This window comes from Cohaesibacter marisflavi (genome assembly GCF_900115225.1).
Lineage (GTDB): Bacteria > Pseudomonadota > Alphaproteobacteria > Rhizobiales > Cohaesibacteraceae > Cohaesibacter > Cohaesibacter marisflavi.
In genome coordinates this window covers 195,613-219,547 of the sequence record NZ_FOVR01000005.1, presented here as the reverse complement: position 1 = coordinate 219,547, position 23,935 = coordinate 195,613, and the positions used below count along the sequence as shown (strand labels likewise).

The 23,935-nt window shown below is 55.5% G+C and carries 17 protein-coding genes; 13 read left to right on the top strand and 4 right to left on the bottom strand.

Annotated elements, in window-relative coordinates:
• Positions 1–144: 144 nt before the first annotated feature.
• From BM258_RS12090 to rsgA, 10 genes are all read left to right on the top strand, one after another.
• Positions 145–897 carry a pyrimidine 5'-nucleotidase gene (locus BM258_RS12090; RefSeq protein ID WP_090072557.1) on the top strand — a complete coding sequence of 251 codons (753 nt, stop codon included), beginning with the start codon at positions 145–147 and terminating at the stop codon, positions 895–897.
• Between the two features lie 332 nt (positions 898–1,229).
• A complete protein-coding gene (gene rpsT / locus BM258_RS12080) occupies positions 1,230–1,496 on the top strand; it encodes a 30S ribosomal protein S20 (RefSeq protein ID WP_090072553.1) in 267 nt (88 codons plus the stop codon).
• A 688-nt stretch (positions 1,497–2,184) separates the two neighbouring features.
• A complete protein-coding gene (locus tag BM258_RS12075) occupies positions 2,185–2,625 on the top strand; it encodes a rhodanese-like domain-containing protein (RefSeq protein ID WP_244544687.1) in 441 nt (146 codons plus the stop codon).
• A gap of 153 nt (positions 2,626–2,778) precedes the next feature.
• The gene (gene dnaA / locus BM258_RS12070; RefSeq protein WP_407062721.1) at positions 2,779–4,299 is read left to right on the top strand and encodes a chromosomal replication initiator protein DnaA; all 1,521 of its coding nucleotides are present in this window, start codon (positions 2,779–2,781) and stop codon (positions 4,297–4,299) included.
• A 195-nt stretch (positions 4,300–4,494) separates the two neighbouring features.
• Positions 4,495–5,613 carry a DNA polymerase III subunit beta gene (dnaN, locus tag BM258_RS12065; RefSeq protein WP_090072549.1) on the top strand — a complete coding sequence of 373 codons (1,119 nt, stop codon included), beginning with the start codon at positions 4,495–4,497 and terminating at the stop codon, positions 5,611–5,613.
• Positions 5,614–5,758: 145 nt separating this feature from the next.
• The gene (recF, locus tag BM258_RS12060; RefSeq protein WP_244544686.1) at positions 5,759–6,955 is read left to right on the top strand and encodes a DNA replication/repair protein RecF; all 1,197 of its coding nucleotides are present in this window, start codon (positions 5,759–5,761) and stop codon (positions 6,953–6,955) included.
• A 21-nt stretch (positions 6,956–6,976) separates the two neighbouring features.
• The gene (locus BM258_RS12055; protein WP_090072547.1) at positions 6,977–7,408 is read left to right on the top strand and encodes a c-type cytochrome; all 432 of its coding nucleotides are present in this window, start codon (positions 6,977–6,979) and stop codon (positions 7,406–7,408) included.
• Positions 7,409–7,574: 166 nt separating this feature from the next.
• Positions 7,575–10,010: a DNA topoisomerase (ATP-hydrolyzing) subunit B gene (gene gyrB / locus BM258_RS12050; RefSeq protein ID WP_090072545.1), complete on the top strand. Its 2,436-nt coding sequence runs from the start codon at positions 7,575–7,577 to the stop codon at positions 10,008–10,010.
• Between the two features lie 88 nt (positions 10,011–10,098).
• Positions 10,099–10,524 carry a cupin domain-containing protein gene (locus BM258_RS12045; protein ID WP_090072543.1) on the top strand — a complete coding sequence of 142 codons (426 nt, stop codon included), beginning with the start codon at positions 10,099–10,101 and terminating at the stop codon, positions 10,522–10,524.
• A 255-nt stretch (positions 10,525–10,779) separates the two neighbouring features.
• Positions 10,780–11,937, top strand: coding sequence for a ribosome small subunit-dependent GTPase A (gene rsgA, locus BM258_RS12040; protein WP_090072540.1), 1,158 nt, complete (start codon positions 10,780–10,782; stop codon positions 11,935–11,937).
• Between the two features lie 97 nt (positions 11,938–12,034).
• On the opposite strand, the gene BM258_RS12035 is transcribed toward rsgA, so the two are convergent.
• The 3 genes from BM258_RS12035 to BM258_RS12025 form a co-directional block, all read right to left on the bottom strand.
• Positions 12,035–12,535, bottom strand: a complete 501-nt coding sequence (locus BM258_RS12035; RefSeq protein WP_090072538.1) for a ferritin-like domain-containing protein — start codon at positions 12,533–12,535, stop codon at positions 12,035–12,037.
• Between the two features lie 237 nt (positions 12,536–12,772).
• Positions 12,773–13,618, bottom strand: a complete 846-nt coding sequence (locus tag BM258_RS12030) for a fumarylacetoacetate hydrolase family protein (RefSeq protein WP_090072536.1) — start codon at positions 13,616–13,618, stop codon at positions 12,773–12,775.
• Between the two features lie 118 nt (positions 13,619–13,736).
• Positions 13,737–14,708 carry a quinone oxidoreductase family protein gene (locus tag BM258_RS12025; RefSeq protein WP_090072716.1) on the bottom strand — a complete coding sequence of 324 codons (972 nt, stop codon included), beginning with the start codon at positions 14,706–14,708 and terminating at the stop codon, positions 13,737–13,739.
• A 179-nt stretch (positions 14,709–14,887) separates the two neighbouring features.
• Between BM258_RS12025 and BM258_RS12020 the strand changes: the two genes are divergently transcribed.
• Both BM258_RS12020 and BM258_RS12015 read left to right on the top strand, forming a co-directional pair.
• Positions 14,888–17,212 (top strand): PAS domain-containing hybrid sensor histidine kinase/response regulator, encoded by a 2,325-nt coding sequence (locus BM258_RS12020; RefSeq protein WP_090072535.1) that lies wholly within the window; start codon positions 14,888–14,890, stop codon positions 17,210–17,212.
• 279 nt (positions 17,213–17,491) lie between these two features.
• Positions 17,492–18,469: a l-ornithine N(alpha)-acyltransferase gene (locus BM258_RS12015; protein WP_244544685.1), complete on the top strand. Its 978-nt coding sequence runs from the start codon at positions 17,492–17,494 to the stop codon at positions 18,467–18,469.
• A gap of 107 nt (positions 18,470–18,576) precedes the next feature.
• Here BM258_RS12015 and BM258_RS12010 read toward each other — a convergent pair whose 3' ends face one another.
• Positions 18,577–20,865 (bottom strand): NADP-dependent malic enzyme, encoded by a 2,289-nt coding sequence (locus BM258_RS12010; RefSeq protein WP_210186734.1) that lies wholly within the window; start codon positions 20,863–20,865, stop codon positions 18,577–18,579.
• Between the two features lie 333 nt (positions 20,866–21,198).
• Here BM258_RS12010 and mutS point away from each other — a divergent pair, with 333 nt between their 5' ends.
• Positions 21,199–23,919 carry a DNA mismatch repair protein MutS gene (mutS, locus tag BM258_RS12005; protein ID WP_090072533.1) on the top strand — a complete coding sequence of 907 codons (2,721 nt, stop codon included), beginning with the start codon at positions 21,199–21,201 and terminating at the stop codon, positions 23,917–23,919.
• Positions 23,920–23,935 lie beyond the last annotated feature (16 nt).

The window sequence follows — 23,935 nt, the reverse complement described above, 5'->3', positions numbered from 1 at the left end:
CCCAAGATCATAAGGTGAGCAATTTTTCACTAAGCCATGCCGCCCGCTTGGTTTATGCTCTCATTCGTGGCATTGTCCCGGATCGTTTCCTGCCGACATGCAGGACAAGGCCCGTTGGGCAAAGGAAGACTATTGGAGATCTAAATGCAAAGCGATCATGGCTCCGGCACCAATTTGCTGGAGAGTTTCAGGGATATCGACAGTTGGATCTTCGATCTGGATAACACGCTCTATCCGCGCCATATTGATCTTTTCGCGCAGATGGAAGTGAAGATGAACGAGTTCGTGTCCAATCTGCTGGGCCTGACACTCGATGATGCATCTCACCTGCGCCATAGCTATTACAAGCAATATGGCACCACGCTGCGCGGCCTGATGATCGAGCATGACATCGCGCCCGATGACTTTCTTGAATATGTCCATGACATCGATCACAGCGTCGTGGAACCCGACCCTCTGTTGGGACAGGCACTCTGTTCCCTGCCCGGCAAACGCTATATCTATACCAATGGCACGAAAGACCATGCCCGCAAGGTGTCCGAGCGGTTGGGCATTACCGACTATTTCGATGACGTATTCGATATTGTATGGGCCGGGCTTGAGCCCAAGCCCAATCGCACGCCCTATGAGCGGCTTTTGGAGCAGACCGGCATCAATCCGAGCCGCTCGGCCATGTTCGAGGATCTGGCGCGCAATCTGCAGGTACCAGACGCGCTGGGCATGACATGTGTGCTTATTGTACCTGATCAGATGCGGGACGTTTTTCATGGCCGCTGGGAGGCCGAAAGCACACAGGTGCCTTATGTTCATCATGTCACAGACAATCTGGGCCGCTTTCTGAGCGATGTGCTGGAAGCCATCGGTCGAGGTGCGCCAAACACGCCTGTGCGCGCTTGAAGATCAGAGCGAATAACGGGTTAATCTTTTATGAATCCGAAAAAGGCCGGTTTCTGCGCCTTTTCGTCGATCAGAATGGTTGACGCGGCAACCAAGTTTGACTATAAGCGCGGATCAACGGGCGGCCCTTGTGTGCCGCCTTTTGCTGTCGATATGCAGCAGGGGCCTTTGGGCCTTCATCATTCATATCATTTTCGAGAAAGCAGAGCGCATCTCCGCTTTGCTAAGGTTGGCTGCTCGTCCTTCCTGGCCTGTACAGATTTGAGGGCTGTTGTGATGTAGCGGCGTGAGCGGACCGGTAAGGCTCCGCATGGAAAACAAGGATAGGCTCAATGGCCAATACAGTATCCGCCAAAAAGGCGACCCGTAAAATTGCTCGTAAGACTGCAACCAACAAAGCACGTCGCACGCGCGTTCGCACCTATATCCGTTTCGTTGAAGAAGCCATCGCTGCTGGCGATCAGGCTGCCGCTTCCGAAGCTCTGCGCAAGGCCCAGTCAGAAATGATGCGCGCTGTCGCCAAAGGTGTGTTTCATGCCAATACCGCTTCTCGAAAAATCTCCCGTCTGAGCAAACGCGTTAAGGCGCTGGCTGCTTAAGACCGGTTTCCTATGCCTGAAAGCCCGGTTTTGGCCGGGCTTTTTTGTGACGATACGCAGGAATCGTCATAAAATGGCAATATGGATCGATAGTTTTAATGAATCTGAAGCAATCGTTCCCCTTTTGACCGACGAATCTAAAAATGCATATTTTTCAGGGTCTTGAACGAAAAATCGAGACTTAAGAAAATCGCAACAATGATTCTCTTTTGGGTCAATATCGGAGTCGATAAAAAAAAATTCCGCTGCAATGAATCTGCATAATGTTACCGAATGGTGACAGAATCTGAAGAGTCGCAAAGGGATAGCCCGGTCAAGAAAAAATTGGCGCATTCTGCTCGGTTTGCTTGAGGCCAACGGGGACAAAGAATCTGATTTCGTTCTTCTTGCACGCCCCACCCCGGCTGTGTATGGTCGGTTATCGCAGGGACATGGTTGCTATAGAAGAGCAAAAAGCCCGAAGGCATTTTTGAAATCAAAACTGACAACCATAGCGGGAAGTCATTCCAGTCATGAAGAAGGCATTTGGGCCTTCACGTCTTGTGGGCAGCAAGATGTATGGATGACTTTTCAGGTTCTTGCCGTGTCGGAGCACGGGCCGTAACCAAAGCACGGCCATGCCCATGGACAGGTTCATGCAGTACCATCATCTGGTGGCTTGATGTCACCCGAACAGGAGTGTTTGTCTTTGAGTAAAACGGCATCTTATGCAGGCGACGTTGATGTACTGACAGCCTGGAAGGCCCTGTCTCAGGATCCTGAAGCCGTACTCGTAGACGTGCGTACCCATGCAGAATGGTCTTATGTCGGCATCCCCGTGCTGGACCAGCCTGATAGGGACGTGCTTCTGGTGGAATGGCTCTCCTATCCCGACATGAGCGTTCATGGCGATTTTGCCGAACGGCTACTGACCGAGCTTGAAAACAGGAAGGTGGCAAAGGACAGTCCGATCTATTTTTTGTGCCGCTCAGGCGCCCGCTCCCAACATGCGGCGATCGAGATGACACCCAAATGGGATGGCCCTTGCTACAATGTCGCTTCAGGCTTTGAAGGCGATCTGGACGATACGTTGCACCGATCAAACTGCAACGGATGGAAGCACGCAGGGTTGCCCTGGCGACAATTCTGAACGTCTTTTGGATGTTTTTCGAATTGCCGAAACCGGTAGCTTGGAATAGAAAATTCAACTTGGCTGCAGCAAGAAGAGCGAGATAAACTCACCAGAATTGCGGCTTATCAAGGAAACAGCTGTTTTTGGCGGCTATTAGGCTAGAACAACAAGATGACAATACAGCAGACGGCCACAAAGGGAAATGTTGACATGGAGATGAGTGCGGCGACTCATCAGGCTTTTCCCGAGGCTGACTCCCGAAAAGAGGAGCCTTCGGTGAAAGTGGGCAAAGAAGAATGGGAACGCGTGAAGAAAAGACTGCGCGCGGAACTCGGAGAAGACGTATTTTCAAGCTGGTTTGCCAGTGTAGAAATTGAGGATGAGCAGAACGGACTGGTTATTCTTTCCGTTTCCACCCGATTCCTCAAATCCTGGATTCAGTCGCATTATGGCGAGCTGCTGATGGCACTCTGGCGCGAGGAATGCGAGCAAGTGCGCCGCATTGACCTGTATGTGCGCGGTGCTGTGCGTCCGAAGACCGTTCAGAACAAGGCTCCGGCCAAGTCGGCAGAAGCGGGCAACAAGGATTCCGGTTTTGCGCGTCCTTCAGCGGCAGCTGCCATGGGGCAGGAGCAGGACCAGTTGGGCGGCTCTCCGCTTGATCCGCGCCTGACATTCGAAACCTTTGTTGTCGGTCAGTCCAACACGCTGGCTCACGCTGCGGCCAAACAGGTGGCCATGGCCCAGCCCGGCCAGCCTGTTTCCTTCAACCCGCTCTTCCTGCATGCCTCCGTTGGTCTGGGCAAGACCCATCTGTTGCAGGCGATTGCATGGGAAGCCAAGAAGTCGAACCCGACCGCGCGTGTTCTCTATCTGACTGCCGAACGCTTCATGTATAGCTTTGTTCAGGCGCTGAAGAGTCAGGCAGCCATCGATTTCAAAGATACGCTGAGAGACATCGACATTCTGCTGATCGACGACCTGCAATTCCTTCAGGGCAAGAGCATCCAGCAGGAATTCTGCCATACGCTCAACAGCCTCATTGACGGCGCCCGTCAGGTGGTGGTTGCTGCCGACCGTCCTCCGGTCGAGCTGGAAAGCCTTGACGAGCGCGTCCGCTCGCGTCTGGCTGGTGGTCTGGTCAGTGAATTGCAGCCGCTTGAAAAAGAGCTGCGCCGGTCTATCCTGTCTGATCGCGCCACGCAGGCTGCGCGTCGGGATCCGAACCTGACCATTCCGGAACTGGTGCTTGATCATGTGGCTGGCATCATCCGCTCCAACGGCCGTGATCTGGACGGTGCCTTCAACCGTCTGATGGCCCATAACCAGCTGACAGGGGCTCCGATCTCCATTGAGATGGCCGAACAGGCTCTCAAGGACCTGATCCGCTCCAAGGAACCGCGCCGCATTCGCATCGAAGACATTCAGCGCGTTGTTTCCAAGCACTATAATGTATCCCGCTCGGATCTTTTGTCTTCTCGCCGGACCCGCACCATCGTGCGCCCGCGCCAGATTGCAATGTATCTTTCCAAAATGCTGACGCCACGCTCCCTGCCGGAAATCGGACGTCGCTTTGGTGGCCGGGACCATACCACGGTGCTGCATGCGGTGCGCAAGATCGAGGAGCTGGCATCTTCGGACAATACCTTGCAGCAGGAAATCGAAATGCTGAAACGGAACATCGCCGAATAGCGGTTCCGCCACGCATTACGCTTGATCATGCAGGCGCATTGGCGCTGACATGTGGAAGAAATATGAGGGGATCGCGCCTGAATCGGGTCGATCCCCTTGCCTTATCAGGGAAGAAGGGTCAAAGTTGCTTCCCCGCCATTGCAGGGCATGGTATGGGCAAAAATAGTTCATGTATTGATGTAGGGAATTTGGGATATGAAAGTCACTCTCGAACGGGCAACCCTTTTGAAGTCTCTAAACCATGTCCATCGGGTTGTTGAACGGCGTAACACTATTCCGATCCTGTCCAACGTGATGCTGCGCGCAGAAGGTGGCGATCTGGTTTTCAAGGCAACCGACCTTGATCTGGAAGTGCTGGAAACGGCGCCGGCGATGGTAGAGATCGGCGGAGCAACAACCGTTCCGGCGCATATGCTTTATGACATTGTGCGCAAATTGCCGGACGGATCGCAGGTCACGCTGGAAACCAACGAAGAACAAACCGCATTGGCGATCATTGCCGGTCGCGCGCATTTCACCTTGCAGATCCTGCCGGTCACGGATTTCCCTGATATCACGGCTGGTGAATTTTCGCATCATTTCACCATTCCGGCGCTGGATCTGAAGAAGTTGATCGATCACACCCAGTTTGCGATCTCAACCGAAGAAACTCGCTATTATCTCAACGGTATCTATGTGCATAGCCTTGATATCGATGGCGCCTCGGTGCTGCGTGCCGTTGCCACCGATGGCCACCGTCTGGCACAAGCCCAGCTTCCCGCGCCTGCCGGTGCCCAGGGCATGCCGGGGGTTATCGTTCCGCGCAAGACTGTGTCTGAAGTGCAGAAGCTGATCGAAGATCCGGAAGCCAACATTGCCGTTGAGCTGTCCGAAACCAAAATCCGCCTGACAATCGGTCCGGTGGTGCTGACCTCCAAGCTGATCGACGGCACCTTCCCTGACTATGAGAAGGTGATCCCCAAGGGCAACGACAAGGTCATGAAGATCGAAAACGCCCTGTTCGCTCAGGCTGTTGACCGTGTGTCTACCGTGTCGAACGAACGCGGTCGCGCTGTCAAGCTCAGCCTGCAGCCCAACAGTCTGGTGCTTTCGGTTTCCAACCCGGATTCGGGTACGGCAACCGATGAGCTGACCGTTGAGTATGAATCCGATCCAATGGAAATCGGCTTTAATGCCCGCTATCTGCTGGACATCACCAACCAGTTGGAAAGCGACAGCGCCCAGTTCCGTCTGGCCGATTCCGGCTCGCCAACGCTCATCCAGGACGATGGCGACAACAACACGCTTTATGTGTTGATGCCGATGCGCGTCTAGCAGGGCTCAAGCCTTGCGAAAAAATGAAAGATGCATGGGGCATTTCCATTCGAAATGCCCTATTCTTTTGTGCATGTGATTCTTTCTGTCGCATCCCGTCCTCCAGAGAGCGGCAGATGTCCCCTAAATCAAAGGAAATGCGGCCTTGAATACAGCTTCGATCTGCCCGGACCCGACTGCCCAGCTTCAGCGGCCTGTCGACAGGGTGACGGTCGCATCAATCAGTCTGGCCAATTTCCGCAATTATGCTTCCCTCAGCCTCGGGCTTGATGGCAAGCATGTGGTGCTGACGGGCTCGAATGGCTCCGGCAAGACCAATCTGCTTGAGGCTGTTTCCTTTCTTTCTCCCGGTCGCGGCCTCCGGCGCGTTGCCTATCCAGAGATTGCGCGGGAACAATCGGGTGAAGGCAGTTGGGCCGTTTCGGTTACACTCGATACGCCCTCTGGCGATATCAAACTGGGCACAGGATTGCAGCCGGGCCCGGATGGCAGCCTGCAACGACGCATCCGCATCAATGGTGCCACAGCCAAGTCAGCCGAGAGCCTGTCCGATCATGTCTCCGTGCTGTGGTTGACGCCGCAGATGGACAGTCTGTTTACGGGTGCTGCCTCCGAGCGACGCAAATGGCTGGACCGGATGGTGCTGGCCATCGACAAGACCCACGGCACACGGGTCAACGCCTTTGAAAAGGCCATGCGCCAGCGCAATCGCCTGCTTGACGAAGCTCCCCATGAGAGCGTGTGGCTGGACGGGATCGAAGCACAAATGGCCGAATTCGGCTCAGCCATTGCCACAGCACGGGCTGAATTGATTGCGCTTTTGAACCGCTCTTTGTCGATCCTGCATGGGGAAGAAGGCACAACGGCCTTTCCCAATGCCGTGCTCGATCTGGAAGGGCAGCTGGAGAGCGAGGCCTTTTCGCGACCGGCCATTGAAAGCGAAGAGCATTATCGCTCGGTGCTCCGACAAGGACGACCACGAGATCGCGCCGCCGGTCGCACCTTGACCGGCCCGCACCGCTCCGATTTGTTGGTGCGCCATGGCCCCAAGGACATGGTGGCTGCCAAATGTTCTACCGGAGAGCAGAAGGCGTTGCTGCTGGGCATTGTGCTTGCCCATGCGCATCTGGTCTCCGAGCGGGCCGGACGCACGCCTCTGGTGCTTCTGGACGAAGTTGCGGCCCATCTGGACGAGACCCGCAGGCTGGCGCTGTTTGATCTTCTGGACCGGCTCGGCTGTCAGGCTTTCGTTACCGGAACGGATGACAGAATCTTTTTACCACTGGGAGAACGAGCAGAACGCTTTAACGTTTCCTGTGGTACAATTCTTCCTCTAGAGTAAGAAGCGAGAAACGGGGTCATTATGGCGCGAAGACGTCGTATTCCTTTTGCCAAATCCAGAAGCAGCCTGATATTCATGTGTATCTCGCTGTTCATTCTTTTGTTGCTGATCACCACCGGCGATTATTTTTCAAAACAGAATGACGACAAGCTGATCGCCACCCTCGATAGTGCCCAGATCAGGAAGGAAGGCCTAAAGCTTTACAATGCCAATTGCCTCAGTTGCCACGGTGTGGGAGGACGCAGCACAAGCTTTGGTCCGGCCCTGATCAACCGGATTTATAGCAAGGGTAATCTTTCGGATCGGGCCTTCATTCAGGCCGTGAATTATGGCGCTCCGCAGCGCAATTGGGATTATGGTCCGATGGACCCTGTGGAAGGTCTGACACAAACAGAAGTCGCCCAGATACTGGCTTATGTCAGATCCGAGCAGGAACGGGCACAGAAGCGCTGATTTCTGCCACTATTATGTGGTATCAAGTGACTTCTTCGCCTTCTGAAGCAAACTCTCCACAACAGGAGGCCGCGATCGCTTGCTGCGATGGCGAGAAGCGGTTGAACGCGGCGAAAAACCTCGTATAAGTGAAGGGTTAGCCGTAGCTTAAGGATGACTGATTCGCATGAGCGATATTGAAAACACCCCCCAGAGTGCAGACGCCGAATATGGCGCTGATTCCATCAAGGTTCTCAAAGGTCTAGATGCCGTTCGTAAACGCCCGGGCATGTATATCGGGGACACGGATGATGGTTCTGGCCTGCATCACATGGTTTACGAGGTGGTGGACAATGCCATCGACGAAGCATTGGGCGGATATGCGGATCTTGTGACCGTAACCCTCAATGCGGACGGCTCGGTGACAGTCACGGATAACGGACGCGGTATCCCCACCGACATCCACCATGAAGAAGGCGTTTCCGCTGCCGAGGTCATCATGACCCAGCTGCATGCGGGCGGTAAATTCGACCAGAACAGCTACAAGGTCTCCGGTGGTTTGCATGGCGTGGGCGTTTCTGTGGTGAACGCGCTTTCGACCAAGCTGAAATTGCGCATCTGGCGCAATGACAAGGAACATGAGATTCATTTCGAGCACGGCAATGCTGTCAGCCCGCTGAAGGAGCTTGGCCCGGCCAACGGACAAAAGGGAACCGAGGTGACCTTTACCCCGAGCCCGGAAACCTTCACCCATATCGAATTCAACTTCGCCACGCTGGAACATCGCCTGCGCGAGCTGGCCTTCCTCAACTCCGGCGTCCGCATCCTGCTGACTGATGATCGCGGTCCGGACAAGGTGCAGGAAGAGATGCTCTATGAGGGCGGTCTGGAAGCCTTTGTGACATGGCTCGACCGCGCCAAGAAGCCGATGATCGAAAAGCCGCTTGCCGTCTCTGCCGAAAAAGATGGTATCACGGTGGAAGCGGCCATGTGGTGGAATGACAGCTATCATGAAAATGTGCTGTGCTTTACCAACAACATTCCCCAGCGCGACGGCGGAACCCATCTGGCCGGTTTCCGCGCGGCGCTGACACGTCAGATCACATCCTATGCGGAAAGCTCCGGGCTGCTTAAGCGTGAAAAGGTCAACCCAAGTGGGGATGACTGCCGCGAGGGCCTTACCTGCGTGCTTTCGGTCAAGGTGCCCGATCCGAAATTCTCGTCCCAGACCAAAGACAAGCTGGTCTCTTCCGAGGTGCGTCCGGTCGTTGAAAATCTGATCAACGCCGCCCTTGGTGAATGGCTGGAAGAGAACCCCAATGAAGGCAAGACGATTGTCTCCAAGGTGGTGGAAGCAGCTGCAGCGCGTGAAGCCGCCCGCAAGGCGCGCGAATTGACGCGCCGCAAAGGGGCGCTCGATATCGCATCACTCCCCGGCAAGCTTGCCGATTGTCAGGAACGGGATCCGTCCAAATCCGAACTCTTCCTGGTGGAGGGTGATTCCGCTGGCGGATCGGCCAAACAGGGCCGTCATCGCTCCAATCAGGCCATTCTTCCCTTGCGCGGTAAAATCCTCAACGTGGAACGCGCCCGTTTCGACCGGATGCTCTCCAGTCAGGAAATCGGCACGCTGATCACGGCGCTGGGCACCGGCATTGGCAAGGATGAATTCAACCCCGACAAGCTGCGCTATCACAAAATCATCATCATGACTGATGCTGACGTCGACGGCGCCCACATTCGTACCCTGCTGCTTACCTTCTTCTTCAGACAAATGCCCGAGCTGGTCGAGCAAGGTCATCTCTATATTGCCCAGCCGCCGCTCTACAAGGTCAAGCGCGGCCAGTCCGAGCAATATCTCAAGGATGAGCAGGCTTTCGAGGATTATCTGATCAACACGGGCATTGAAGAAGCCGTTTTGACGACCGGATCAAAGATCGAGCGCGCTGGCCGCGATCTGCGGGCTCTGCTCGATGAATCACGCACCTTCTCGGCTACTCTGGAAGGGCTGCATTCGCGTTATAATCGCGCGGTTGTTGAACAATCTGCGATCAGCGGGCTGTTTGATCCGGCGATCAGCGAAGATGAAAAGCTTATCGAAGAAGCTCTTGCACGGGTTTGCCGGCGCCTTGACCGGATGGCCGAAGAGACCGAACGCGGCTGGGAAGGCTACGTCAACGATGACGGATCCTATGTCTTTGAACGCACAGTGCGCGGGGTCAAGGAATCCGCAATTCTCGACGCGGCCTTGCTGAACTCCGCCGATGCCATCAAGCTCAACAAGCTTGGAGAGGATATCAAGGAAAACTTCGACTATGGCACCGTCATGCGTCGCCGCGAAAAGGAATATATCATCTATGGTCCGGGTTCCCTTCTCAAGGAAGTCTATATTCTTGGCCGCAAGGGTATTTCCATGCAGCGCTATAAAGGGCTGGGCGAGATGAACGCCGAGCAGCTTTGGGAAACCACACTGGATCCGGAAGCCCGCACTCTGTTGCAGGTTCGGGTGCAGGAGGCCGATGATGCCGATGACATCTTCGCCAAGCTGATGGGGGACGATGTGGAACCCCGGCGAAACTTCATTCAGGACAACGCCCTCAACGTGGCAAACCTGGATATCTGATCAAGCAAAAGGCGCACAAAGATGCGCCTTTTCTTTTACCCCTCGAATACCCAACCCTTTGCACTTTCTTCTGTTATGGAGGTCCGTCATGCTCGATGCCGATGCCGTTATTGCAAAGCTGGGGATGCAGGCCCACCCGGAAGGTGGCTATTTTGTCGAGACGTTCCGGGATGATGAAGGGCCGGAAGGGCGCGGCCATTCCACAGTCATCTATTATCTTCTAAAGGCTGGAGAGGTTTCCCATTGGCATCGGGTGGATGCGGTGGAAGCGTGGTTCTGGCAGGCGGGCGCTCCTCTTGAGCTGAGCATCGCACAAGAGGGATCTGACAAACTGACCCTTGTCATGGGGCCGGATATTCTGGCAGATGAGCAACCGCAGGGCATTGTGCCGCGGCATGCCTGGCAATCGGCGCGATCCACTGGTGCATGGAGTCTTGTTAGCTGTATGGTTGCGCCGGGCTTTGTGTTTGAAGGCTTCGAGATGGCACCCGATGGCTGGGCCCCGCAAAGCTGAGCCTTTCACGCAACAGTCTTGCTGATCCCGTATCATGTGCAGCCAGTAGATGGTGACAAGCGCGAAACGCTCGGCTATGGTGACGCTAGTTTCACCCCATTGCGGATAATTTGTCGGGAAGGAGGGTATTTATGAGTGTCATGAGTGTCTTCCGGGCACATTGCGGTTGAGCCTTGCGCTCCCCTTGCTTGCCTGGACCAAACGGCCCTGCCGAAAGGCTCGCGCCGCAGGTAGTTTATTGCATAAGGCAAGACAATGACGTCTTTCGATGATTTTCTAAAGCATATACCCGCAAAGTCTGTCGACTCTTCGGATAAATCCACGCATCCAACCGCTTTTGATCCCGCACTGGCGGCAAAGCAGAACTGGACGCTCTCCGAGTTGGGCTTTTCCTCCCATTTCATGAGCCAATTGGACATGGAAGAGCTTGAGACGCTCACTCCCTATCGTATCTCCGAGATCCAGCGGTCCATCCTTGTTGGTCTGGGAGAAGCGGGGACACGCTCGCTGCGCACGCCACACAAGGTGCCGACCTCGGCCTTCGGCGTGGGAGACTGGGTTCTGGTCGATCACACCGATCAGATTGCCCGACGTCTTGAACCGCGCTCGGAACTGAAGCGCCGTGCCGCAGGGACCGACGTGTCCGAGCAGCTGATGGCGTCCAATGTGGATTTGCTGTTTGTGGTGACATCCTGCAATGATGACTTCAATCTGGCACGGATCGAGCGGTTTCTCGCATTGGCGCGGGATGCTGATGTCACGCCTGTTGTGCTGTTGACCAAGGTGGATCTATGCGAGGATGCCGCACCCTATATCGATCAGGCCAAGGGCCTAATGGACGGGCTTGATGTGCTCGGGCTCAATGCCAAAGATCCCGATGTGGTCGGCCAGCTTGCACCCTGGTGTGGCAAGGGCCAAACCATCGCCATGGTCGGATCTTCCGGCGTTGGCAAGACCACGCTGTTAAATGCCTTTACCGGCCGAAGCGACGCCACGCAGGATATTCGCGAGGATGATTCCAAAGGGCGGCACACAACAACCTATCGCTCCTTGCATCCGACGATCAACGGGGCATGGCTGGTGGATACACCGGGCATCCGTGCGCTGCGCCTGCATGAGAAAAGCACAGGCATCGAACAAGTGTTCGATGACATTCTGGAACTGGCAGGTCAGTGCAAATTCCGCAATTGTCGCCATGAAAATGAACCCGGCTGCGCCATACAAGCCGCCATCAAGGCCGGAGAGCTGGATGCTGCACGCCTTGACCGCTGGCGCAAACTGGAAGCAGAAGACAATCGCAACACCCAAAGCGTTGCCCAAAGCCGCCGCAAGTCCAAGGCTTTCGGCAAGATGGTCAAGAATGCGATGAAGGAATCCGACCGCTTCAAAGGGCGTGATCGCGAGGAATTCTGAGGATCATTCCGGATCCGATTTATTAGAATAAGAACGCGCAAAATGATTGGAAAGGGGCCAGACCATTGGCCCCTTTTTCATATGCTCTTATACTCGCTCATCGTGCCGAGCAGCGCTGGAATGCTGGCAGGTGTTTCTGCTGGGACGCATCGCTCAAGGCCGTGAACACGGTCGTGATATCCGGATAAGCCTTAACCGCAGGCAATAGCTCATCGGTGTAAAGGCCTGCATTGTCGATTTCAGCCTGAACACCGATAGAACAGGCTTCTCCCAATGTCGCAGGAACTGCTACGCGAATCGCAGCCGACTTCAATTCCGTATTGGCCGGAATGGCCACGCCATAGCGTGTCATGATGTCTATGAGAGCGGATTGGTGCATCTGCTCGGCCCGGATGATGTTCGAGAAGGGGCGCACGGGGCCAAATTTTTCCATCACGGCGTCATAGAAGGCTTCTGCATGATATTCATCCTGCAACGCAATGATCAGCGCATCCTCGACGGGCTGCGGCACATTGCTTGCTGCGCTGACTGGGCTGGCCAGAAGGCCGGTGGCAACGAGAGCCGAGAGAATGGCGATTCTGCTGGTCTTGATGGTCATGATCTGTCTCCTCCAAAAGGATCGTTAGTTTCGATACTTTGAATATAACAATCCTTTTCAGGTAAAACAGGGCAGCTGGCAGGCGTTGTGTACTCACACAGTCTGATTGTGTAATCCTCTGTCGCAGATGACGAGAACCGCACAATTATGCCATTTTATCCCGTCTCTTTGGGCAAGAGAAAGGCTGAGGCACCGCAATGCGCCCCAGCCCTATCCAAACCTTCGGCAGCTCAAATCTTACTTGGAATAAGCAACGACCTTCTGGCATTGCTCGCCCAGCCCTTCAACACCGAGGCGCACTTCGTCGCCCGCCTTGAGGAATTGCGGAGGGGTCATGCCCATGCCGACCCCGGGAGGAGTGCCGGTGGTGATGATATCGCCGGCATGCAAAGTGATGAAGCGGCTGAGATGAGCGATGATCTGCGGCACAGTGAAGATCATGCGGGCCGTTGTGCCGCGCTGCTTGGCTTCGCCGTTAACGTCGAGCCAGAGATCCAGCTTTTGCGGATCGGCAATCTCGTCACGGGTCACCAGCCAGGGGCCGATAGGTCCAAAGCCATCACAGGATTTGCCCTTGATCCACTGGCCACCATGATTGTTCTGGAAATCCCGCTCGGAAATGTCATTGACGACGCAATAGCCAGCCACGGCATCAAGTGCGTCTTCCTCGCTGATATGGCGAACGGTCTGATTGATCACGACACCCAGTTCGACCTCCCAGTCGGTGTGGGAGGAGCCCTTGGGCAACATCACCGCGTCGTTGGCTCCGGTAGGTTCGCAGGCTTTCATAAACACGATCGGGTTTTCCGGAGGCTCGATCCCTACCTCTGCGGCATGGTCGCTATAATTGACGCCAATACAGAAGATGCGTCGCACATTGCCGATACAAGGAGCAATGCGCACCCCTTCGGGGACTTTCGGCAGAGCGGCCAAATCCAGATCCGCAATGGTCTTGAGAGCATAGGGAGACAATTCATCCGGTCCCAGATCATCCATATGGGCGGACAAATCGCGCCCGATGCCGTCGGCATCCAGTATCGCCGGTTTCTCGGCCCCTTCTTCACCATATCTGAAAAGCTTCATGCACAGGTCCTCCTTGGGCAATTCTTTGATTCTGAAATCGGGCCGCACGACAGATCCGCGCACAGCCCTGTAAGTAGGTGAGCCCTCCCCTGCGATGACGATTGGGAAGGCTTGATCCTTATGGGATCAGTACCAGTGATCCGGTGGTTTTGCGGCTCTGCAAATCGATATGCGCCTTGGCCGCGTCGGCCAGCGCATATTCAGTCGGGTCGGCGATTTTGATGGCGCCGGAAGCAATCGCTGCGAAGAAATCATTGCTTGCCGCCTCAAGAGCGGCTCGCGTGGGAATGAAATGGCCCAAGGTCGGGCGGGTCACCATCAGGGACCCCTTGCTGGCCAGAATGCCCAGATTGACACCATCCACTGCGCCCGATGCATTGCCGAAACTGACCATCAGGCCACGTGGACGCAGGCAATCCAGACTGTCTTCAAAGGTATCCTTGCCGACACCGTCGAAGACCACTGGAAGCTTGGCACCATCAGTAATGGCCTTAACTCGTTCCGGAGCCGATTCGGTGCGGTAATTGATGACATGATCACAGCCCAGTGCCTTGACGAGATCGGCCTTTTCTTCCGAGCCGACCGTACCAATGACCGTAGCGCCTAGCGCTTTGAGCCATTGCACCGCAATCTGGCCAACGCCACCGGCTGCGGCATGGAAAAGCACTGTCTCGCCCTGTTGTACCGGATAGATCTGGCGAATAAGATATTGCACCGTCAAACCCTTGAGCAAGCAGGATACGGCCTGCTTTGCGGTGATGCTGGTAGGCAGAAGCACCGCCGTTGCGCCATCGATGATATTGTGGGTCGCATAAGAGCCGATGGGGCCGGAGCAATAGGCCACCCGATCACCCACCTTCACATGCGCAACGCCGTCGCCAACCGCTTCGACCAATCCGGCAGCTTCGCCACCGAGCCCGGTTGGCATGGGCAGTTGATAAAGCCCCGAGCGGTGATAAGTATCGATGAAATTGACGCCAATCGCCTCATGGCGCACAAGGATCTGGCCCGGCTTCAACTCTGGCAGATCGCGCTCCACAAGCTGCATCTGCTCGGGACCGCCATGGGCGTTGATTTCAATTCGCGTCATCTTGCTCATCAGATCCTCCGATCGTGATTTTGGTTTTTCTTGCCTGTAGTCTATGAAACTATGCCAGCGCCTCAAAATTGCAACGCCTTTTCTGTTTCTGGGTGGAGCTTTCAAGACACAGCAAGAATTTGGTCACCGCCTTGTGTTAAAAGGGATCAAAGTCACAGCCGGAAGTTTATATGCCACATCCACGTACCTTGTTTGATCCCCCTGCCCGACATTTGGCCAGAGCCAGTTATGTTCTTATTCCTCTCGGGTTTCTCGGGTTTACGATCAGTGCCTTTGCACTGACACTGGGTGGTGTGTGGGTTTGGGCAGGTGCGTTTGGCTGGTTTCTTTGCGGCCTGTTGGGAGCAGTGCTTGCTTTGCGCACCGGAAGTCGACCCGGAATGTTGCCCGAAAAGGAAGAAACCCTGCGCGCCCAACTCGAACAGCTCGACATGGCCTGCGAGGGGCTGCTGGACCAGAATTGGGAATTGCGCGAAGCCGAGCAGAAATACAAGGCGCTGCTCAATCGGCAAGGTGACATCATTCTGCATCTGGATGAAAAGGGCGGCATCCTGTTTGCCAATGATCCTTTTAGCCAATATTTCGAAAGCGAATCGAAGCGCTCTCCCTTTAAGCCCGAGGCAAGTGGGGACGAAGAAGGAGATGCTGACAGCGCTAAAGACCATTGCACAGACCATAGCTTGGGACATGATCCACTTTGGGAGCGGCAGATAGAAACCCGGATTGGTCCGCGCTGGTTCCGCTGGACCGAGACGCTGGTGCGCTCGATCCATAAAGAGACCGGCACTCGCCTTGTCATCGCGCGCGATATAACGGCCTTTCGCGAAGTGGAAGCCGCCAGCGAAGCAAAGTCCCGCTTTCTTGCCACCATCAGCCATGAAATGCGCACGCCACTCAATGGCATTATCGGCATGGCCAATCTGCTGGAATCAACACCCCTGTCATCGGAGCAGTCCAGCTACAGTCAGGCTTTGAGGCAATCGGGCACAGCGCTGCTGGCTCTGGTCAATGATGTGCTGGATCTGTCGCGCATCGAAGCAGGCAAGATGACGTTGACCTATGAATGGACCTCTCCAGCACGCCTGATGGAAGATGTGGTTGAGCTGCTTGCGCCCGATGCCCAAGATAAAGGTTTGTCGGTTGCTTCGTGGATCGGGGCCAATGTTCCAGACAAGCTGTTGATCGATCCGGTGCGTGTGCGTCAGATTCTGGTGAATCTGCTGGGCAACGCGATCAAATTCACCCCTGACGGGGCGGTCAATCTCTCCCTTTCCTGTGAATCTGAACCACAAGAAGGCGAAATGGTAACGCTCTTGATGTCTGTGCGCGACACCGGGCCGGGCATTGATGAAGAATTGCAAACGCGCCTGTTTGAGGAGTTCGAGCAAGCCGATACCACCCGCGCCCGCCAGCATGAGGGGTCGGGTCTTGGTCTGGCCATCTCCCGCAGGCTGGCCCGTATGATGGAGGGGGATATCGAGTTATCGAGCCTTCCGGGCAAAGGGTCAACCTTCACCCTGCATATTGAGGCAGCCTGGCTCAATGATGAAGGCGAAGAGGCCTCCTCGGATTCTCTTCCCATCAAGGACGCAACAAGCGCCCTTAACGGGCAAAGTCTGGTGGGTATCGACCTGACCAAGGCAGATGAACGCGCACTCTTTTCCTATTGTCAGGACTGGGGCATGACCTTTCATTCCTTCACTCATGCGCAATGGAAAAGAGAAGGCGGCGCGCTGTCGCCGGACCATCTGCTGATCAATGGAGCCGAGCCGGACAAGGCCTCCGACATCATTGCCGACTTTGACCCGATGCGGGGTGGACGGCTGACACGCCCCCTGCCACGCAGCCGGATCATTCTGCTAGAGCCAAGTGAACGCAAGGTCATCCCGCAGATGCGCAACAGCGGTATCCTTGCCTATCTGGTCAAACCAATCAGGCAGCTCTCCTTGCAGCAGTCCCTGCTGGGCCATCCACATGGGCAGGATAGCAAGCAGTTGGATGACCTGATGACGGATCCTTCCAGCGTCCCGCAAGGCCCTGTCAGCAGCCCATCCACATCCGGGAAAAGTGTCCCGGTTTCTATACCAGGCCCAAAAGACGGCGCAGATGGGGGGCGCGGCGAGCGCCTGCGCATCCTGCTGGTCGAGGATAACGAGATCAACGCGCTGCTGGCACGGACGGTTCTGGAAAAAGCTGGCATGGATGTCCATCTTGTCTCTTCGGGACAGGCCGCGCTTGATGCCTACAAGCAGAAACAGCCCTTCAAACTGGCTCTTCTGGATCTGCATATGCCAGATATGGATGGCTTGAGGCTCTTTGATGCCATGCAGGCTCAAGATGCAGCCAACGGGCGCTCCATTCCCAAGATTGCTTTTACCGCCGACGCCTTGCAGGAAACCAGAGAAACCTGCCTTTCCCGGGGCTTCAGCGCCTATATCGTCAAGCCGGTCCAGCCCGAAGATCTTGTCGAAATTATTCGAAGCGTGCTTGATTAAAAGCTCAAATGTCACAAAACTGTACTATAATTTCTTTACCCCTGCCGCAGAAAAGCGGCAGCTGTTGCTTCCTGTCTGAAAAGATTCGAAGCGTATTTGACCGTTGTTCATACAGTCTTTCGTTGAAGAAGCTGTATTAAATCAAATACCTGTTTTTTCGCCTGTGTTAGACGACACGGGCAGACAAAAGGCCTGCGAACAAGACAGGCTACCAATATTCGACAATTTAGCGCAGCGAATCACTCGCCCGGCTCTTGATCGTCTAGGAGGACGAACGTGATGGCCATGCAGGATAATCACAGCGATTGCGACCCTGAGAGGACGCAATGGCAAAATCCGCCTGTATTAAAGCCCAATTTGTCCAGCAAGCTGCTCGCGGCTTTGCGGCGCAATCGCCTGAGAGACGGCTATCCGATCAGCTCCAAGCCCATAACCCTTGGTCGCGTAGGCTCGCTTGAAATCCGCCTCGCCCAGACCGAGCGGGAAATACGCAAGGCCCAACGCCTGCGCTATAAAGTCTTCTACAAGGAGATGGCAGCCAAGCCGGATAGCCAGACCAAATTCACGCGCCGCGATGCAGATGCCTATGATGCGATCTGCGACCATCTTCTGGTGCTGGATCATGATTCACCCAAGAAAAAGTTCCGCCGGCTTGAGCCGCGCATTGTAGGTACCTACCGTTTGCTGCGGCAGGAAATGGCCAATCTTTACGGCGGTTTCTATACGGCCTCAGAATTCAAAATCGGCTCCATTCTCGAAGCCCATCCGGATCGACGCTTTCTGGAGCTGGGGCGCTCCTGTGTGCTGAAGGAATATCGCACCAAGCGCACCATCGAACTGCTGTGGCAGGGCATCTGGGCCTATGTGCAGATCCACAAGATCGATGTCATGATCGGCTGCGCCTCCATTATGGGAACAGATCCCAAGGAGTTGGCAGAACCGCTGACATTCCTGTCCAAGCTGGGTAAGGCCCCTGAAGAATGGTCGGTTGATGCTTTGCCGCATATCAGCCTGCCCCTTGAGCAGATGGACCCGGCGGCCATCAATGACAAGGCCGCGTTGCGCCGCCTGCCTCCTCTATTGAAGGCCTATATGCGCCTCGGCTGCTATTTCAGCAACAACGCCATGGTCGACCATCAGTTCGGCACCACCGATGTACTGATCATTCTGCCGCTGGAAAATATCGATACCAAATATATCGAGCATTACAGCACAACGAATGTCAAAGACGCCGTCGCCATGCATCAATTTCAGTAGAGGGTGCTGCTCCGCCACCTCAGGCAAAGCGGAATAGCAGATATACAAAAGGGAAGCATCAAGCTTGATGCTTCCCTTTCTTTTTTCATGTTGCAATCCGGGGGTAATCAAACACCCAGATTATAGGCGGCCAGTGCAGCCATGTTGACGATGTCGACATCCTTGGCTCCAAGTGGCAGAATCTGAACCGGCTTGTCCAGCCCCACCAGAAGAGGCCCCAAAATGGTAGCGCCACCGAGTTCCTGCAACATCTTGGTCGAGATGGATGCTGCGTGGAAGGCTGGCATCACCAGCACATTGGCAGCGCCGGAAAGACGGCAGAAAGGATAAGCTTTCATCAAATCCGGATTGAGCGCCACATCTGCAGCCATTTCACCATCATATTCGAAGTCAACCCGGCGACGGTCCAGTATCTTGACCGCTTCGCGCATATTCTCCGACCGTTCTCCGGCCGGATGGCCGAAGGTCGAGTAGGCCAGCATGGCAACCCGAGGCTCGATACCGAGCTTGCGGGCGACACCGGAGGTTTCTTCGGCAATATCGGCCAGTTCCTGCGCTGTCGGCATTTCATTGACGGCCGTATCAGCCACCAGAACCGTACGCCCTTTACAAAGAGCGATGGTGACGCCGATCACCCGATGGCCCGGATGCGGGTCAATGACCTTCTGCACATCTTCAAGCACAATGGAATAATTCCGCGTGACACCGGAAATCATCGCATCCGCGTCCCCCATGGCAATCATGGACGCCGCGAAGATGTTGCGATCATTATTCACCATGCGTAAGCAGTCACGATGAAGATAACCCTGACGCTGCAAACGATGATAGAGATGTTCCGCATAGGCCTCACCCCGTTCGGAGAGACGCGCATTGACCACTTCAATGCCGGGGCGATTCAGGTCGATGCCTGATTCTTCTGCGGTTTTGAAGATCTGCTTATCACGTCCGACAAGGATCGCCGTGCCCAACTGATCGTTGGCAAAGGCAACCGCTGCACGGATGACCTGCTCCTCTTCCCCTTCGGTGAAAACAACCCGCTTGGGATTGCGGCGTACTTTGGAATAGACCCCCTGCAGGGTTGAAGCCAGCGGATCGCGTCTTGCATGAAGCTGTTGCGCATAGGCATCAAGATCGACAATCGGTTTGCGGGCAACGCCGGTTTCCATGGCCGCCTTGGCGACAGCCGGAGGAATGGTGCTGATCAGGCGCGGATCAAACGGCACCGGAATGATGTAATCCGGGCCGAATTTGGGTCGATTGCTACCCTGATAGGCACTCACCACTTCATCGGGCACGTCTTCCTGTGCCAACGAGGCAAGCGCACGGGCAGCCGCCACTTTCATTTCATCATTGATGCCGGTTGCCCGCACATCCAGCGCACCGCGGAAGATATAAGGGAAGCCCAGAACATTGTTGACCTGATTGGGATAATCCGACCGGCCCGTAGCGACGATAGCGTCAGGACGGGCTGACTTGGCTTCTTCCGGTGTGATTTCCGGATCCGGGTTGGCCATGGCAAAAATGATCGGCGACGGGGCCATTTCAGCCACCATATCCGGAGTCAACGCACCCTTGACCGATACGCCGAAGAACACATCAGCGCCTTTGAGGGCTTCTGTCAGGCTGCGCGCATCCGTGGGAACCGCGTGTTTTGATTTCCACTGGTTCATGCCTTCCTTGCGGCCTTCATAAATCGGGCCCTTGGTGTCGCAAAGAATGACATTCTCATGAGGAATGCCCATGGCCTTGACCAGCTCGATGCAGGCAATCCCCGCCGCTCCGGCGCCGTTGCAGACAACTTTGGTGTCCTTGAGTTCACGACCGGTCAGTTGCAGGGCATTGAGCAAACCGGCTGCGGCGATGATAGCCGTGCCATGCTGGTCGTCATGGAATACCGGAATATCCATGAGTTCCTTGAGCTGCTGCTCGATGATAAAGCATTCCGGTGCCTTGATATCTTCAAGGTTGATGCCTCCAAAAGAAGGCCCAAGATAGCGCACGGCGTTGATGAAATCATCCGGATCCGATGCATCGACTTCAAGGTCGATGGAATCCACATCGGCGAAGCGCTTGAACAGCACTGCCTTGCCCTCCATCACCGGCTTGGACGCCAGCGGGCCCAGATTTCCAAGACCAAGAATGGCCGAGCCGTTGGAAATCACGGCAACGATGTTGCCACGCGCCGTATAATCAAATGCGGTTGAGGGATCCTCTGCAATTGCTCGAACCGGAGCTGCGACGCCGGGCGAATAAGCCAGAGAAAGATCGCGTTGCGTTGCCATGGGTTTGGTTGCAACAATTTCGATTTTCCCCGGTCTGCCCTTCTGATGGAAGTCCAAGGCCTCCTCATCCGTCACAGTCACACTAATAATAGGGTTGTCCTGATCCACCTTCACTGTAGTCTCCAATCATTTTTGGTAGAGCTTTTTTGAAAAGCTTCTTATCCTTTGGCTACTCAGTCACACTTCGCACAAAAACAATCCTCCAGTATATGCGAATAATCAAAAATATTATTTTTGTTTATGACCGGTCGAATTCTCAAGAGCAATTGTAGGGGCCCTTCTGTCCATCGCCATAATAGGGTAAGCAGTTATTCACATTACACCTTCGGCTGAGGTGAAACAATTCGCCAAAATGGCTCAGTGCTGGCTCTCTTGCATATCCCTTGATAGATTGCCGCCGATTGGCACCTAAAGATTCGCGATTAAAACGGAAGCACCAGATCATTCATGTCGAGCGCCGGGCAAGAAAAACCATCCTCAAAAGCATCTCCATCTGCAAAGGCTACGCCGATGATGGAGCAATTTATCGAGATCAAAACGGCCAATCCGGACAGCCTGCTGTTCTATCGTATGGGCGATTTCTACGAGCTTTTCTTTGATGATGCGCGCGAAGCGTCCCAAGCGCTCGGCATCACACTGACCAAACGCGGCAAGCATCTGGGGAAAGACATTCCGATGTGTGGCGTGCCGGTGCATGCGGCCGAGGGCTATCTGGAGCGGCTGATTGCCCTTGGCTACAAGGTGGCCGTTTGCGAGCAGACCGAAGATCCGGCGGAAGCCAAGAAGCGCGGTGCAAAATCTGTGGTTAAGCGCGATGTCATCCGCCTGATCACGCCGGGCACCCTGACCGAAGACAGCCTGCTGGACGCGTCCAGCTCCAATTATCTGGCCGCCGTTGCCCGCGTTAAATCGGGCGATGAAGGGCAGCTTTATGGTCTTTCCTGGTTGGAACTTTCCACCGGCGATTATGGCGTTCTGGCGCTTGATCATCTGCGGCTGGGGGCAGAGCTTGCACGGATTGATGCGCGCGAGGTGATCATTGCCGATCACATGCTGATGGATGAAGACATCCGCCCACTGACGGACACACTGCGCGCCAGCTTCTCACCTGTCCCGCGCGCCTTCTTTGACGGGGCGACGGCTGAAGACCGATTGCTGGACTATTTCGGCCTCTCGACGCTGGATGGCCATGGTCATTATCAGCGTGTCGAGCTGATGGCTGCCAGTGCCATTCTCGCCTATGTCGAGAAGACCCAGCTTGGTGCACGACCTCCTCTCAACCCGCCGCAACGCGAACTTTCGGGCCGTACCATGGCGATTGATTCGGCGACGCGGGCCAACCTCGAACTGGTGCGTACGCTTTCGGGTGACAAGAAAGGCAGCCTGCTTTCCATCATCGACCAGACGGTCACCGGCGGCGGCTCACGCATGCTGGCGGCTCGTCTTTCTGCGCCGCTTGCGGAACTGGACCCAATTCTGGCACGGCAGGATTCGGTTGGCTGGTTCCTTGAAAATAGCTGGATACGCGAGGATCTGCTTGAAGATCTCAAGGCGGCACCGGATATGCCGCGCGCGCTTTCCCGGCTTGCCCTGGATCGTGGTGGCCCTCGCGACATGAGCGCCATCCGTAGCGGTTTCGCCACTGTTTTTGCTCTTATGGATCATCTGGCCTCCGCCCATACGGAAACATCCCTGCCTAGCGAGCTTGCAAGAGCACAGGCTGCCCTTTCTGCCATGCCTCAAGAGCTCGGGCAACTCCTGAGCAATGCGCTGGATGATGAAATGCCACTGCAAAAGCGCGATGGCGGCTTTGTGCGCTCCGGCTATGACGAGAGCCTTGATGAGCTGCGCTCCCTGCGCGATGAAAGCCGCCGGGTAATTGCGTCGCTACAGGCCGATTATGCCGAGCAGACCGGTATCAAGTCGGTGAAAGTCAAGCATAACAACGTGCTGGGCTATTTCGTCGAGGTCACGGCAAACAATGCCGACAGGCTGATGACTGCGCCGCTGAACGAGACTTTCATCCATCGCCAGACACTTGCCAATGCGGTGCGCTTTACCACCACGGAGCTCGCCGATCTTGAGGCGCGCATCGCCTCTGCCGGTGCCAAGGTGGTGGCCATCGAGCTTTCCATATTTGATCAGCTGCGTGACGCGATCCTTGCCTCTCAAGACCTGATCAAGCAGGCTGCGCAGGCAATTGCCGTGTTGGATGTGTCCATCGCTCTGGCCCGCCTTGCCGAGGAGCGCAACTATTGTCGCCCGCGCGTGGATGACAGCCTTGCCTTTGACATTCACAATGGACGACATCCGGTGGTCGAGATCGCTCTACAGAAGGATGGCAGCGATCCCTTCGTTGCCAACGACTGCGACCTTAGCCCCAAGGACAGTCACCTGCATGGACGCATCTGGTTGATGACCGGTCCGAACATGGCTGGTAAATCGACCTTCTTGAGGCAGAATGCGTTGATCGCCATATTGGCGCAGATGGGCTCGTTTGTTCCGGCTGACGCGGCACATATCGGCCTTGTCGACCGGCTTTTCTCTCGCGTTGGCGCTGCCGATGATCTGGCGCGTGGCCGCTCCACCTTCATGGTGGAAATGGTCGAAACCGCAGCCATTCTCAATCAGGCCGGGGAGCGTTCTCTGGTGATCCTTGATGAAATCGGGCGCGGCACGGCCACTTTTGACGGCCTCTCCATTGCCTGGGCGACCATAGAGAATCTGCATGAGGTCAATCGTGCCCGTGCTCTGTTTGCCACCCATTATCACGAGCTGACCGTGCTGCATGAAAAGCTGCCACGGCTCATCAATGCCACGGTGAAGGTCAAGGAATGGCAGGGGGATGTGGTGTTCCTGCATCAGATCGTGCCCGGTGCAGCGGACCGCTCTTATGGTATTCAGGTTGCCAAGCTGGCGGGCCTGCCCGATGGGGTGATTGCCCGCGCCAGAGACGTGCTGCAACATCTGGAAGAAGGAGACCGCCAGTCACCGGCGGCTACCATCGATGATCTGCCGCTCTTTTCGGTATCCATGCAGAAGCAGGAGCTGGTCGAAGCGGAGCCGGATGCCTTGAGGGATACGCTACAAGTGATCGATCCGGATGATATGAGCCCGCGTGAAGCCCATGAGGCGCTTTACAAGCTCAAGGCCCTGCTTCAGGGTTAAGAGGGCGGCAGGCGCA

What these genes read in the sequence shown, in the direction of transcription:
- BM258_RS12090 (WP_090072557.1), top strand. Translation starts at nt 145, where the DNA reads ATGCAAAGCGATCATGGCTCCGGCACCAATTTGCTGGAGAGTTTCAGG.
- mutS (WP_090072533.1), top strand. Translation starts at nt 21,199, where the DNA reads ATGTCGAGCGCCGGGCAAGAAAAACCATCCTCAAAAGCATCTCCATCT.
- BM258_RS12035 (WP_090072538.1), bottom strand. Translation starts at nt 12,535, where the DNA reads ATGACCATCAAGACCAGCAGAATCGCCATTCTCTCGGCTCTCGTTGCC.
- BM258_RS12030 (WP_090072536.1), bottom strand. Translation starts at nt 13,618, where the DNA reads ATGAAGCTTTTCAGATATGGTGAAGAAGGGGCCGAGAAACCGGCGATA.
- BM258_RS12045 (WP_090072543.1), top strand. Translation starts at nt 10,099, where the DNA reads ATGCTCGATGCCGATGCCGTTATTGCAAAGCTGGGGATGCAGGCCCAC.
- BM258_RS12055 (WP_090072547.1), top strand. Translation starts at nt 6,977, where the DNA reads ATGGCGCGAAGACGTCGTATTCCTTTTGCCAAATCCAGAAGCAGCCTG.
- dnaN (WP_090072549.1), top strand. Translation starts at nt 4,495, where the DNA reads ATGAAAGTCACTCTCGAACGGGCAACCCTTTTGAAGTCTCTAAACCAT.
- BM258_RS12020 (WP_090072535.1), top strand. Translation starts at nt 14,888, where the DNA reads ATGCCACATCCACGTACCTTGTTTGATCCCCCTGCCCGACATTTGGCC.
- rpsT (WP_090072553.1), top strand. Translation starts at nt 1,230, where the DNA reads ATGGCCAATACAGTATCCGCCAAAAAGGCGACCCGTAAAATTGCTCGT.
- BM258_RS12025 (WP_090072716.1), bottom strand. Translation starts at nt 14,708, where the DNA reads ATGACGCGAATTGAAATCAACGCCCATGGCGGTCCCGAGCAGATGCAG.
- rsgA (WP_090072540.1), top strand. Translation starts at nt 10,780, where the DNA reads ATGACGTCTTTCGATGATTTTCTAAAGCATATACCCGCAAAGTCTGTC.
- dnaA (WP_407062721.1), top strand. Translation starts at nt 2,779, where the DNA reads ATGACAATACAGCAGACGGCCACAAAGGGAAATGTTGACATGGAGATG.
- gyrB (WP_090072545.1), top strand. Translation starts at nt 7,575, where the DNA reads ATGAGCGATATTGAAAACACCCCCCAGAGTGCAGACGCCGAATATGGC.
- BM258_RS12015 (WP_244544685.1), top strand. Translation starts at nt 17,492, where the DNA reads ATGGCCATGCAGGATAATCACAGCGATTGCGACCCTGAGAGGACGCAA.